Source organism: Streptomyces sp. NPDC058246 (assembly GCF_042881985.1).
Taxonomy (GTDB): domain Bacteria; phylum Actinomycetota; class Actinomycetes; order Streptomycetales; family Streptomycetaceae; genus Streptomyces.
Map to the genome: position 1 here is coordinate 51,674 of NZ_JBHVWZ010000011.1, position 12,069 is coordinate 63,742.

General features: G+C 70.3%; 12 protein-coding genes. 7 read left to right on the top strand and 5 right to left on the bottom strand.

The genetic code is table 11. The annotated features are described in order from the left end of the window. Positions 1-12 precede the first annotated feature (12 nt). The 4 genes from ACFVXA_RS18335 to ACFVXA_RS18350 all read left to right on the top strand — a co-directional run bounded on the left by ACFVXA_RS18335 (position 13) and on the right by ACFVXA_RS18350 (position 4,266). Positions 13-2,547 (top strand): nitrate- and nitrite sensing domain-containing protein, encoded by a 2,535-nt coding sequence (locus ACFVXA_RS18335; protein WP_390025608.1) that lies wholly within the window; start codon positions 13-15, stop codon positions 2,545-2,547. Further along, a complete protein-coding gene (locus ACFVXA_RS18340) occupies positions 2,544-2,981 on the top strand; it encodes a roadblock/LC7 domain-containing protein (protein WP_362015203.1) in 438 nt (145 codons plus the stop codon). The genes ACFVXA_RS18335 and ACFVXA_RS18340 overlap by 4 nt, the downstream gene beginning before the upstream one ends. Positions 2,982-3,003: 22 nt before the next feature. Beyond that, positions 3,004-3,417 (top strand): DUF742 domain-containing protein, encoded by a 414-nt coding sequence (locus ACFVXA_RS18345; protein WP_362015206.1) that lies wholly within the window; start codon positions 3,004-3,006, stop codon positions 3,415-3,417. A gap of 243 nt (positions 3,418-3,660) precedes the next feature. Continuing rightward, positions 3,661-4,266, top strand: coding sequence for an ATP/GTP-binding protein (locus ACFVXA_RS18350; RefSeq protein ID WP_362015209.1), 606 nt, complete (start codon positions 3,661-3,663; stop codon positions 4,264-4,266). A 108-nt stretch (positions 4,267-4,374) separates the two neighbouring features. Here ACFVXA_RS18350 and ACFVXA_RS18355 read toward each other — a convergent pair whose 3' ends face one another. Next, positions 4,375-4,803, bottom strand: a complete 429-nt coding sequence (locus ACFVXA_RS18355; RefSeq protein ID WP_362015211.1) for a PPOX class F420-dependent oxidoreductase — start codon at positions 4,801-4,803, stop codon at positions 4,375-4,377. Between the two features lie 95 nt (positions 4,804-4,898). Here ACFVXA_RS18355 and ACFVXA_RS18360 point away from each other — a divergent pair, with 95 nt between their 5' ends. Together ACFVXA_RS18360 and ACFVXA_RS18365 are read left to right on the top strand one after the other, a co-directional pair. Next, the gene (locus tag ACFVXA_RS18360; RefSeq protein ID WP_383744894.1) at positions 4,899-5,312 is read left to right on the top strand and encodes a roadblock/LC7 domain-containing protein; all 414 of its coding nucleotides are present in this window, start codon (positions 4,899-4,901) and stop codon (positions 5,310-5,312) included. 149 nt (positions 5,313-5,461) lie between these two features. Then, positions 5,462-6,454, top strand: a complete 993-nt coding sequence (locus tag ACFVXA_RS18365) for a DUF6397 family protein (protein ID WP_390025610.1) — start codon at positions 5,462-5,464, stop codon at positions 6,452-6,454. A 67-nt stretch (positions 6,455-6,521) separates the two neighbouring features. Here ACFVXA_RS18365 and ACFVXA_RS18370 read toward each other — a convergent pair whose 3' ends face one another. Continuing rightward, positions 6,522-7,388 carry an acyl-CoA thioesterase II gene (locus tag ACFVXA_RS18370; protein WP_362015219.1) on the bottom strand — a complete coding sequence of 289 codons (867 nt, stop codon included), beginning with the start codon at positions 7,386-7,388 and terminating at the stop codon, positions 6,522-6,524. 40 nt (positions 7,389-7,428) lie between these two features. Continuing rightward, positions 7,429-9,942 (bottom strand): DEAD/DEAH box helicase, encoded by a 2,514-nt coding sequence (locus tag ACFVXA_RS18375; RefSeq protein ID WP_390025612.1) that lies wholly within the window; start codon positions 9,940-9,942, stop codon positions 7,429-7,431. A gap of 145 nt (positions 9,943-10,087) precedes the next feature. Between ACFVXA_RS18375 and ACFVXA_RS18380 the strand changes: the two genes are divergently transcribed. Then, a complete protein-coding gene (locus ACFVXA_RS18380; protein ID WP_362015225.1) occupies positions 10,088-10,882 on the top strand; it encodes a metal-dependent hydrolase in 795 nt (264 codons plus the stop codon). Positions 10,883-11,093: 211 nt separating this feature from the next. On the opposite strand, the gene ACFVXA_RS18385 is transcribed toward ACFVXA_RS18380, so the two are convergent. After that, entirely contained in the window at positions 11,094-11,366 is a 273-nt protein-coding gene (locus ACFVXA_RS18385; RefSeq protein ID WP_362015228.1) for a type B 50S ribosomal protein L31, read from the bottom strand. 33 nt (positions 11,367-11,399) lie between these two features. Beyond that, positions 11,400-11,870: a DUF5709 domain-containing protein gene (locus ACFVXA_RS18390; protein ID WP_362015231.1), complete on the bottom strand. Its 471-nt coding sequence runs from the start codon at positions 11,868-11,870 to the stop codon at positions 11,400-11,402. Between the last annotated feature and the right edge of the window lie 199 nt (positions 11,871-12,069).

Here is a 12,069-nt window from a genome sequence, read left to right on the forward strand (position 1 = left end):
AGCGAGGAGGCCATGCGTACACCCCGTAGGACCCCCACAGCCGGCGCCGAGCCGCCGCCCCAGTCGCCGGCACGCGGTCGCCGCGCGCACGCCGGTCCGCCGGCCGACGAGCACGCGGACGCCGACGACACCGTCGCGGGGACGCCGCAGGACCCGCCCCCGCGCGCGGGACGCCGGCGCATCCGGCCCCGCACCGTCCGAGCCAAGATCGTCTGCCTGCTGATGGTGCCGGTCATCTCCTTGCTCGCCCTCTGGGCGTACGCCACGGTGAGCACCGCCCAGGACGTGGCACGGCTACGGCAGTTGCAGCGTGTGGACTCAACGGTGCGGGCCCCGGTCGACGCCGCCGTCGCCGCGCTCCAGGCCGAACGCACCGCCGCCGTCCGCTACGCGACCGATCCAGCCGCCGAGCAGCCGGGCGACCTCAAGGAGCTGGCACGGCGCACCGACCGAGCGGTGGCGAAGCTGCGACTGGGCGACCACAACACCGTCGCCGACGGCGCCGACCTGCCGGCGGGAGTGGCTGGGCGCCTCGAGGCCTTCGTCACCGGAGCGGAGCGGCTCGGCTCTCTGCGCACCGCGCTGCTGGACCGCCGAAGCGGATGGGACGAGGCGTACGGGCAGTACACGAAGACCATTTCGACGGCCTTCGGTGTGGGCGGCGCGCTCACCGGCATCCAGGACGCCGATCTGGGCTCCGACGCGCGCGTGCTGCTCGAGTTCTCCCGGGCCGGGGAAGCGCTCGCCCAGGAGGACGCGGTGCTGGCCGGCGCCCGGCTCGCCGGGAGCCTCGACGGGGAGCGGCTGCGGCTGTTCACCGGCGCCGTCGAGACCCGTCGTACGCTGACCGATTCGGCCGCCGCGGACCTGCGCGGGCCCGAACGAGCCGCCTGGCGCGACCTCGTGGAGGGGAGCGCGTACATCGACGTGCGCGCCGTCGAGGACAAAGTGCTCGTCTCGCGCCCGGGCGGCAAGGCGATCGACGCCGCGCCGGAGGCCGGCTGGAACACGGCCCACGCGCGCGTGCAGGACGCAATGCGCACCATCGAGGCGAACGCGGGCCGTGGTGTCGCGGACCGGGCCGACCCGCTCACCCGCGGTCTGCTCACCCCCGCCGGTGCCGCGGTCCTGTTCGGACTCGCCGCCGTCGTCGCCTCGCTCGTCATCTCCGTACGCATCGGACGCGGCCTCGTCGTCGAGCTGGTGAGCCTGCGCAACAGCGCTCTGGAGATCGCCCGCCGCAAACTTCCGCAGGCCATGCGCCAACTGCGGGCGGGGGAGGAGATCGACGTCCGCGCCGAGGCCCCGCCCGGGCCACCCGCGGAGGACGAGACCGGACAGGTCGCGGAGGCCCTTGGCACCGTGCACCGAGCCGCCCTGCGCGCCGCCGTCGAACGTGCGGAGCTCGCCAGCGGAATCTCCGGAGTCTTCGTCAATCTCGCGCGCCGCAGTCAGGTTCTCGTGCACCGGCAACTGAGCCTGCTGGACAGCATGGAGCGCAGGTCCGAGGACCCGAACGAGCTGAGCGACCTGTTCCGGCTCGACCACCTCACGACCCGGATGCGGCGTCACGCGGAGAGCCTGATCATCCTCTCCGGAGCCGCGCCCGGCCGGGCCTGGCGCATGCCGGTCTCGCTGACGAACGTGATCCGCGCGGCCGTTTCCGAAGTCGAGGACTACGCGCGCGTGGAGGTACGACAACTCCCCGAGGCCGCCGTGGTCGGCGCCGCGGTGGCCGACCTCACCCACCTCCTGGCGGAGATCGTCGAGAACGCCGCGCAGTTCTCGCCCCCGCACACCCGGGTGCGGATCACCGGTGAGCCGGTCGGCAACGGCTACGCGATCGAGGTCGAGGACCGGGGGCTCGGCATGGGCAAGGAGACACTCGCCGAAGCCAACCGGCGCATCGAACAGTCCGAGGCACTGGACCTCTTCGACAGCGACCGGCTCGGCCTCTTCGTCGTCAGCAGGCTCTCGGCCCGGCACGGCATCAAGGTGCACCTGAGAACCTCCCCCTACGGCGGCACCACCGCGGTCGTCCTGCTGCCCACGGCCTTGCTGCACGGCGGTGCGGCGGAACACTCCCCACGCAGGACCGACTCCGGCCGGCCCGCGGAACGGCAGTACGCGCGCGTGGCGGCCGCCCCGGAACCGGAGTCCGTCCAGGCCATCACCGAGCGCCCCGTACTGGTGCCCCCGGTACAGGCAGCCTCCGAAGCCCCCGCGAACGGCTCGTCGGACAACCCGCCACCTGGAGTCACCACGTTGCGGCTGCACCGTCCCCCGGACGACTCCGAAGATTCCGACGAGCTCCCTCGACGTGTACGGCAGGCGAGTCTCGCCCCCCAACTGCGCGAACAGCGCTCCGAGGAGCCGGCGGAAACGCAGGGGCCCCGGGGTGACGACGAGCGCACCCCCGAAGTCGTACGAGACCGCATGGCGGCCTACCGCGACGGCTGGGCACGCGGCGGCGGCAGATCGCCCGGCCGCGGCGCCACCCCGGACCGCGAAGCCCGCAGCGACAGCAGCGAAGGAGACCCCGCATGATCCAGGACCCGAGCATGAGGGCCGGCCAGCGGTCCGGTGAACTCGACTGGCTGTTGGACGACTTGGTGCTGCGCGTGGCGGAAGTGCGACACGCCGTGGTGCTGTCGAACGACGGTCTGGCGGTGGGCGCTTCCACCGGTCTGCGCCGCGAGGACGCCGAACACCTCGCCGCCGTCGCCTCCGGCTTCCACAGTCTGGCCAAGGGCGCGGGGCGCCACTTCGGCGCCGGCGGGGTGCGTCAGACGATGGTGGAGATGGACGACGGTTTCCTGTTCGTCGCGGCCGCGGGTGACGGTTCGTGCCTCGCCGTCCTGACCGCCGCCACGGCCGACATCGGCCTGGTGGCGTACGAGATGGCCCTCCTGGTCAAGCGGGTGGGCGAGCACCTCTACACGCCCGCGCGTGTCGCCGCACAGCCGCCCGCCGCCGGATGACGCCCGAGGACGGTCGGTGCAGATGACCGAGGACACGCCGGGCGCCCCGCCACAGCCGGGCAGCCAGTGGTACGACAACGAGGCCGGACCGCTCGTCCGCCCCTACGCGATGACGGGCGGGCGCACCACACCGGGCCCTACCGGGGTGCGCTTCGATCTGATCGCTCTGGTCAGCCTCGACACGGGCGCACCCGGCGTCGGCGACGACATCTCGCTCGGCCCCGAGCATCGGGTGCTGATCGAACTGTGCCGTATCGAGACGCAGTCGGTGGCCGAGCTGGCCGCGGACGCCGACCTGCCGGTGGGCGTGGTGAGGGTGCTCCTCGGCGACCTTCTGGAGCTGGGCTGCGTTACGGTCAGCCGCCCCGTGCCGCCGGCACAACTGCCCGACGAGCGGATCCTCCGCGAGGTGATCGAGGGACTGAGGGCGCTCTAGATGAACCATGTCGGTCCGACTCTGGATCCCTTCTTGCCCACATTCGGGCAGCGAATGGGCCTCATTCGACTGGAACGGTCACATTGCGGTCCCACCGTTCGAAGGGGAGCCGCAGTTGTCATGATGCTGACTTCGCACGCCCGCGCAGATGTACCGAAGCGCGCCCGCATCGAAGCAGTGCCGTACACCCCACACCGATGCACCGACGTCGACCGTTGTCGGCACTCCCGAGAGAAGTGAACGATGGTCTCCGAGAACTCCGACGCCTCGGGTGGCGAGACGACCGCCCTGGCATTGAAGATACTGGTCGCCGGCGGTTTCGGCGTGGGCAAGACCACCCTGGTGGGCGCGGTCAGTGAGATCAGGCCGCTGCGCACCGAGGAACTGCTGAGCGAGGCGGGCCAGTCGGTGGACGACACGGACGGTGTCGACCAGAAGGTCACGACGACCGTCGCCATGGACTTCGGACGCATCACCATCAGGTCCGGACTGTCGCTCTACCTCTTCGGAACCCCGGGCCAGGACCGGTTCTGGTTCCTGTGGGACGAGCTGTCCCAGGGCGCCCTCGGCGCGGTCGTCCTCGCGGACACCCGGCGACTCGAAGACTGCTTCCCCGCGGTCGACTACTTCGAGCACCGGCACATCCCGTTCGTGGTGGCCGTCAACTGCTTCGCGGGTGCCCGCGCCTACGGAGCCCAGGACGTGTGCCGCGCCCTGGACCTCGACCGGGGGACGCCGGTGGTGCTCTGCGACGCACGTGACCGCGACTCCGGGAAGGAGGTGCTGATTCGTCTCGTCGAGTACGCCGGGCGGGTGCACACCGCCCGGCTGCTCAACTCTGTCGGCTGAGGTGAGGAGTGCGCGCCGCGCGCCGCCGCGAGCGTCGGGGACCGTGCCCTGGTCGTGGCGATCGCTCCGAGGGCTCGTGCCGCCCGGACGCGTACTGATCCGATGTTGTCACTCGGCCACGGAGGCGTAGGCCAGGACCTTCTCGATCCTCACGCGTACGAGGAGTTCACCAGGCACCCCGTTGCGCTTCCCGAGCTCCTCGGCACGCTCCTCGCCCATGTAGCGGGCGCCGATCCGAGTGGCCCAGTGACGCAACTCGCCGAGATCCTCCGACAGCACCGCCCGCCCTTCCAGCACGACGAAGTCGAACGGCGGCCGATCGTCGTCCACGCACAGCGCGACCCGGCCGTCCCGGGCCAGGTTCCGCCCCTTGACACTCTCCTTTGCGGTGTTGAAGACCAGGTCGTCGCCGTCCACCAGAAACCAGATCGGCGCCACATGCGGACTTCCGTCGGCTCGCACGGTGGAGAGCTTTCCGGTGCGGGTGCCGTGTGAGACGAACGCCCGCCATTCCTCGTCGGTCATCTTCTTTGCCATGCCGCCCATCCTCCTTGCTCGGACGGCGGCTGTGGGGAAGGCTGGCTGGTCAGATCCTCCGGCCAGGGGGAAGGACACCACGGGGAGACCGGATCATGGCGCAGAACACAGGACTTGGCTGGCTGCTCGACGACCTCACCGAGCGCGTCGAACACATACGGCACGCGCTGGTGCTGTCCAACGACGGGCTGGTGACGGGCGCGAGCACCGGGCTTCGGCGCGAGGACGCCGAACACCTCGCCGCGGTCTCGTCCGGCCTGCACAGTCTGGCCAAGGGCTCCGGCCGCCATTTCGGTGCCGGACAAGTGCGTCAGACGATGGTCGAGTTCGATGATGCGGTGCTCTTCGTCACGGCCGCGGGCGCCGGCAGCTGTCTGTGTGTCCTCAGCGCCGCGGAGGCCGACATCGGTCAGGTCGCGTATGAGATGACGCTGCTCGTGAACCGCGTCGGCGAGCACCTGCGCGTCGACACGCGGCAGCGGGAAGGTACGCCCACGGTAGACCTCTGACCTGCGCAACTGTACTTCTCTGACCTGCACATACGTCGCCGCGGTCAGAGTTATCCACAGGCTGGCCGCGATGTCCGCCGAGCCGGATACGGTTTTTCCCGAAGCGAGCGCACCCAGCGCGAGCACCTCACTCCACGGGGAGAGCCGCCATGTCCGGCAATACGATGACACCGTCCGCCACGACGTCGCTCAGCCGCGCCGCACGCGAAATGGAGCTCAAGCGCGGCGAGTTCGACCTCGCCCTCCACCTCGGGTGCGTCCGTAGCGTTCCCGACGAGGGAGGAGGCGGACGCCGGGTCACCCGCACGGAGATCGACCGGGTGCGCTCCGAGGACGGCTTTCCCGAGACGCTGCGTGAGCGGGTCAAGGCCGTCGGGACGACGGAGGGCGCCGCCCTCATGGGGGTGACGACCGCCAGGTTCACGCGCCTCGCGCGCCTGGGGGTGGTGGTGCCCGTGAAATTCTATCTGAACCGCTACAGGGCTGTGGTGTGGCTGTATCTCGCCGAAGAGCTGAGGGAGTTCGCGGCCGACAAGGAGAACGCGGCGCTGCTGAGCGGCCGTACCCCCGAGGGGCTGCGTAGCCAGCTGGAAGCCGGCCTGGACGTGCGCCCCCGCAACTGGCGGGGACGCTACATGGGATTCTTGCTGCGACAGACCGAGGACCCCTGGGCGCGGGCGGCGGTCGTGGCATCGTTGCTCCACCCCGTCCAGGTGGCGGAGGCCGTCAGGGATCCGTACGAGCGCGCCTACCTGAACCGCTTCCGGCCCGAGCGAGCCTCCCACCACGCGCCGGACTCGCCCGCCGCCCATCTTGCCGCGCGGCTCATGACGGCCGAGGATCCTGACGAGATCAGCTGGCTCCAGGCCGACTTGGGCCAGGCGCTTGCCGAAGCCCGTGTGCTACGCCCCGCACCCCGGCCGGTGCCGAAGGGCGTCACTCTGTCCGTGGCGTCAGCGCCCGCGTCATCCCCCCGGACAGCCCCACCCCGGACTGCATCACCCGGGACAGTCTCACCCCCGACGGCCTCACTACCGCTGTCCTCGCAGCCGGGGCCGGCCGCTCCGGAAGAGCGGCGCGCGACCGGGGAGCACGAGCAGTCACGGAGGCTGTTCCGGTGGTTGCGCCGCAGAAGCCCGTGACCACCCGACGCAGCTCCGGGCCGGCCCCGAAGGGCCTTGAAGGGTACCGCCCGAGGGGGCGGTCTCCCTACAACGTCCGGAACAGCCCCTCCTGGACGACCGAGACGAGCAGGCGTCCCTCCAGGTCGTAGATGCGCCCGCGGGCCAGCCCGCGTCCGCCCGTCGCGACCGGGGACTCCTGGTCGTACAGGAACCACTCGTCCGCGCGGAACGGCCGGTGGAACCACATGGCGTGATCCAGCGATGCCATGTCGAAGCCCCGTGGACCCCACAGTGGTTCGACCGGGATGCGGACGGCGTCCAGGAGCGTCATGTCACTCGCGTACGTGAGGGCGCAGGTATGGACGAGCGGGTCGTCGCCCAGCGGCCCGACGGCACGCATCCACACCGCGCTGCGCGGCTCGGCGTCCTTGATCTCCTCGGGGGTCCAGCGCAGCCGGTCCACGTAGCGGATGTCGAACGGCTGACGCCGTGCCATGCGCTCCAAGGTCTCGGGGAGCGCGCCCAGATGCTCCTCGATCTCCTGCGTCACCGTCGGCAGCGACTCCGGGTCCGGAACCTTCCGGGCCGGCGGCAGCTGGTGCTCGAAGGTCCCTTCCTCAGGCTTGTGAAAGGAGGCGGTCAAATTGAAGATCGTGCGGCCCTGCTGCACGGCGGTGACGCGGCGGGTGGTGAACGACCGCCCGTCCCGGACCCGTTCGACCTGGTACACGATCGGCACGCCCGGCCGGCCCGGGCGCAGGAAGTACGCGTGCAGCGAGTGCACCGGCCGGTCGCCCTCGGTGGTGCGCCCGGCGGCGACCAGTGCCTGGCCCGCCACCTGGCCTCCGAAGACCCGCTGCAGCGACTCCTGCGGGCTGCGGCCACGGAAGATGTTGACCTCGATCTGCTCCAGGTCGAGCAGGTCCACAAGCCTCTCGGCTGGGTTCGTCATGTGGGGGATTCTCCTGTGCTCACAGTCGGCCGGTGTCCGCTCACAGCTGGCCTACGTCCGTGACCCGGACGATGGCACGGCCCTCCGCGTCGGAGGCCGCGAGGTCGACCTCCGCGCTGATGCCCCAGTCGTGGTCGCCGTTGGGGTCGGCGAAGGTCTGCCGGACGCGCCACAGTCCGTTCTGCGGCTCCTCCACGATCGACAGCAGCTTGGGACCACGAGCGTCCGGCCCGGTGCCGAGATCCTCGTACTCGTCCCAGTACTTGTCCATCGCCTCGCCCCAGGCATCGGCGTCCCAGCCGGCGTCGGCATCCATTTCGCCGAGCTCGTCGACGTTGTCGAGCGCGGCGAGTTCGACCCGGCGGAACATGGCGTTGCGGACGAGGACGCGGAAGGCGCGGGCGTTCGAGGTGACCGGCTTGACCTGGTCGGCCTTCTCCTGGGCCTCCTCGGCCGTCATCACCTCGGGGTTGGCGAGCTGCTCCCACTCGTCCAGGAGGCTGGAGTCGACCTGGCGCACCATCTCACCCAGCCAGGCGATCAGATCCTCCAGGTCCTCGGACTTCAGGTCGTCCGGGACGGTGTGCTCAAGGGCCTTGTAGGCACTCGCGAGGTAGCGCAGGACAATGCCCTCGGTACGCGCGAGCTCGTAGAAGGAGACGAACTCCGTGAAGGACATGGCGCGTTCGTACATGTCACGGATCACGGACTTCGGGGACAGCGGATGGTCGCCGACCCACGGATGGCTCTTGCGGTAGGTGTCGTACGCGTGGAAGAGCAGCTCTTCCAGCGGCTTGGGGTACGACACGTCCTGGAGCCGCTCCATGCGCTCCTCGTACTCGACGCCGTCCGCCTTCATCGCGGCCACGGCCTCGCCGCGCGCCTTGTTCTGCTGGGCCGCGAGGATCTGCCGCGGATCGTCCAGCGTGGACTCGACGACGGACACCATGTCGAGGGCGTACGAGGGGGATTCGGGGTCCAGCAGCTCGAAGGCGGCGAGCGCGAAGGTCGACAGCGGCTGGTTGAGCGCGAAGTCCTGCTGGAGGTCGACGGTCAGCCGCACGATGCGGCCGCTGGCGTCCGGCTCGTCGAGCTTCTCGACGATGCCCCCGTCGAGCAGCGAGCGGTAGATGGCGATCGCGCGCCGGATGTGCCGCAGCTGCTGCTTGCGCGGCTCGTGGTTGTCCTCCAGCAGATGCCGCATCGCATCGAAGGCGTTGCCGGGCCGGGCGATCACAGACAGCAGCATCGTGTGCGTCACACGGAAGCGCGAGGTCAGCGGCTCGGGATCGGAGGAGATCAGCTTCTCGAAGGTGTTATCCGTCCAGCCGACGAAGCCCTCCGGAGCCTTCTTGCGCACCACTTTGCGGCGCTTCTTCGGGTCGTCGCCCGCCTTGGCGAGCGACTTCTCGTTCTCGATGACGTGCTCGGGCGCCTGCGCCACGACGTAACCCGCCGTGTCGAAGCCCGCGCGCCCGGCGCGGCCGGCGATCTGGTGGAACTCCCGGGCGCGCAGCGTCCGCACCCGAGTGCCGTCGTACTTCGTCAGCGCTGTGAACAGCACGGTGCGGATCGGGACGTTGACGCCGACGCCGAGGGTGTCCGTGCCGCAGATGACCTTGAGGAGACCGGCCTGGGCGAGTTTCTCCACCAGGCGGCGGTACTTGGGGAGCATGCCCGCGTGGTGCACGCCGATGCCGTGGCGCACGTAACGCGAGAGGTTGCGGCCGAACTTGGTGGTAAAGCGGAAATTGCCGATCAGCTCGGCGATCTGGTCCTTCTCCTCGCGCGTGCACATGTTGATGCTCATCAGCGCCTGTGCCCGCTCCACGGCCTGGGCCTGGGTGAAGTGCACGATGTAGACCGGAGCCTGCTTGGTCGCGAGCAGCTCGGTGAGCGTCTCGGTCAGTGGAGTCAGCACGTACTCGTAGGAGAGGGGCACGGGCCGGGTCGCCGAGCGCACCACGGAGGTGGGCCGGCCGGTGCGCCGGGTGAGGTCCTTCTCGAACATCGAGACATCGCCGAGCGTCGCCGACATCAGGATGAACTGCGCCTGCGGCAGCTCAAGGATCGGGATCTGCCACGCCCAGCCGCGGTCGCCCTCCGCGTAGAAGTGGAACTCGTCCATCACGACCTGGCCCACGTCGGCGTGCTTGCCGTCGCGCAGCGCGATGGAGGCCAGCACCTCGGCGGTGCAGCAGATCACGGGGGCGTCGGCGTTCACGGAGGCGTCGCCGGTGAGCATGCCGACGTTCTCGGTGCCGAAGATCTTGCACAGCTCGAAGAACTTCTCCGAGACGAGCGCTTTGATCGGCGCCGTGTAGAAGGTGACCTCGTCGCGGGCGAGCGCCGCGAAGTGCGCACCGGCGGCGATCATGCTCTTGCCCGAGCCGGTGGGCGTCGAGACGATCACGTTCGCACCGGAGACCACCTCGATCAGCGCCTCCTCCTGATGGGGATAGAGCGTGAGACCGCGTTCCCCGGCCCACGACTCGAAGGCTTCGTAGAGGGCGTCGGGGTCTGCGGTCTGCGGCAGCTGATCGATGAGGGTCACGCCCCCATCTTGCCTGTCAACCCGCTCGATGGGGGAATCGGATGCCGACCCGAAGATCACGAACGCTACGCTGTGGCGCCGACGAAGCGTCAGCGCACTCGGGTAACTGGACAGCGGCACAAGAGGAATGGGGCGGGGAACGGCCATGATGGGACCAGCACACTCACTGTCGGGAGCCGCGGCCTGGCTCGGCGTCGGAGCGGCGGCCGCCGCGGCCGGCCACACCATGCCCTGGCCGGTCCTCCTGGTCGGCGCGCTGATCTGCGCCGGCGCCGCGCTCGCCCCCGACCTGGACCACAAGGCGGCCACCATCTCGCGTGCCTTCGGACCCCTCTCGCGGGGCCTGTGCGAGATCGTCGACAAACTCTCGTACGCCGTCTACAAGGGCACCAGGAAGCCGGGCGATCCCCGGCGCTCCGGGGGTCACCGCACGCTGACGCACACCTGGCTGTGGGCGGTGCTGATCGGTGCGGGCACCTCGGTCCTGGCGATCACCGGTGGACGCTGGGCGGTCTTGGCGATCCTCTTCGTGCACATGGTGCTCGCCATCGAAGGGCTGCTGTGGCGGGCCGCCCGCGGCTCCAGCAGCGACATACTCGTCTGGCTGCTGGCCGCGACGAGCGCGTGGATCCTCGCGGGAGTCCTGGACAAACCGGGCAACGGCTCGGACTGGCTGTTCACCGCCCCGGGACAGCAGTACCTGTGGCTCGGACTCCCGATCGTCCTGGGCGCCCTGGTGCACGACATCGGCGACGCGCTGACGGTGTCCGGCTGCCCGATCCTGTGGCCCATCCCCCTCGGACGCAAGCGCTGGTACCCGATCGGACCGCCGAAGGTGATGCGCTTCCGTGCCGGCAGCTGGGTCGAGCTCAAGGTCCTGATGCCGGTGTTCATGCTGCTGGGCGGGGTGGGCTGCGCGGCGGCGCTCAACGTCATCTGAGGCCGGACGCCCGAGGGCGAGAGGGGGCTCGGGGGCGCGCCGCGGACGAAGAGGCGGGGCAGCAGTCCGCTCGTCGTGGCCACATTGCGCAGCAGGTCGATCGGACAGTGGTGCGCGATCTTGATCCCCGCGCGGCTGGTGCACTCCCATCATCCCGCCCTTGCCGCAGCGCGGTTGGGCTCGCGTGCGGCTCCTCAGGTGGTGCTGCCGCTCAGGTGGTGCTGCCGCCTGCTGCCTGGCCGCCACCCCCGTACCGCCGCTCGAACTGAGCGATGCGGCCCTCCGTGTCCACGGTGCGGGCCTTGCCCGTGTAGAAGGGGTGGCTTTCGGAGGAGATCTCGACGTCGACGACGGGGTAGGTCTCACCGTCGTCCCATTCGATGGTCCGGTCGCTCGTCGCCGTGGAGCGGGTGAGGAAGGCGTAGCCGGCGGCGCGGTCGCGGAAGACGACGGGGTGGTAGTCGGGCTGCTTGTCCTGCTGCATGGATGCTCCTCGGGGGAGGGACGGGTGTGTCGGTCAGCCGGACAGGGACTCCTCGTCCACGATGTGCATCGCGGCCTCCTCGGCCGAGGCCGCGGCGCCGTCGATGCCCACGTCCGTGGCGATGAGGCCGCTCTCCTCGTCCTCGTGCGCGCCCTCGTCGGGGGCGACGAGACGGCCGGAGCGCAGGTCGCCCACCTCGTTGTCGAGGGGTTCGCCGTCGGTGCCCTGGCAGTCGCCGATACCGTCACCGTCAGGGGTGGCGATGTCGGGCATCTCCTCGTCGAGGCGCTGTTCCAGGGTCTCGCCCTCCCGGCGCTCCGCGGCGGTCACGCCCGAGTGCTCCACCGCCCACGGCCGCTCCGGCGGCGACCAGCCCCGGTCGAGGGGGTCATCGACACCGTCCGTGAGCAGCGTGTCCTCGGCGTCGAGCAGTCCCGCGTCGTCCTGTACCTCGGATCCGTCGGGCTGGTAGACGTCGTCTCCCCATCCGTCGGCGCTGGTCACGGCTACCTCCAGGGGGTGCGGGCGAGGTCTGGTGCCACCGCACTCGACGGCGGGCGCGCGGGCCTCTGGACACAGGCCTCGCCACGGGCGAACCGGGTGGTTGCCGGGCGTCCCCGAGCCGGTGTCCACATCCAGCCTTCCACTCCCTTTCGACCCTGCGCAACGCCACACGGTCCGACCAGCGATGCCGCACGGTGCG

What these genes read in the sequence shown, in the direction of transcription:
- ACFVXA_RS18335 (WP_390025608.1), top strand. Translation starts at nt 13, where the DNA reads ATGCGTACACCCCGTAGGACCCCCACAGCCGGCGCCGAGCCGCCGCCC.
- ACFVXA_RS18340 (WP_362015203.1), top strand. Translation starts at nt 2,544, where the DNA reads ATGATCCAGGACCCGAGCATGAGGGCCGGCCAGCGGTCCGGTGAACTC.
- ACFVXA_RS18345 (WP_362015206.1), top strand. Translation starts at nt 3,004, where the DNA reads ATGACCGAGGACACGCCGGGCGCCCCGCCACAGCCGGGCAGCCAGTGG.
- ACFVXA_RS18350 (WP_362015209.1), top strand. Translation starts at nt 3,661, where the DNA reads ATGGTCTCCGAGAACTCCGACGCCTCGGGTGGCGAGACGACCGCCCTG.
- ACFVXA_RS18355 (WP_362015211.1), bottom strand. Translation starts at nt 4,803, where the DNA reads ATGGCAAAGAAGATGACCGACGAGGAATGGCGGGCGTTCGTCTCACAC.
- ACFVXA_RS18360 (WP_383744894.1), top strand. Translation starts at nt 4,899, where the DNA reads ATGGCGCAGAACACAGGACTTGGCTGGCTGCTCGACGACCTCACCGAG.
- ACFVXA_RS18365 (WP_390025610.1), top strand. Translation starts at nt 5,462, where the DNA reads ATGTCCGGCAATACGATGACACCGTCCGCCACGACGTCGCTCAGCCGC.
- ACFVXA_RS18370 (WP_362015219.1), bottom strand. Translation starts at nt 7,388, where the DNA reads ATGACGAACCCAGCCGAGAGGCTTGTGGACCTGCTCGACCTGGAGCAG.
- ACFVXA_RS18380 (WP_362015225.1), top strand. Translation starts at nt 10,088, where the DNA reads ATGATGGGACCAGCACACTCACTGTCGGGAGCCGCGGCCTGGCTCGGC.
- ACFVXA_RS18385 (WP_362015228.1), bottom strand. Translation starts at nt 11,366, where the DNA reads ATGCAGCAGGACAAGCAGCCCGACTACCACCCCGTCGTCTTCCGCGAC.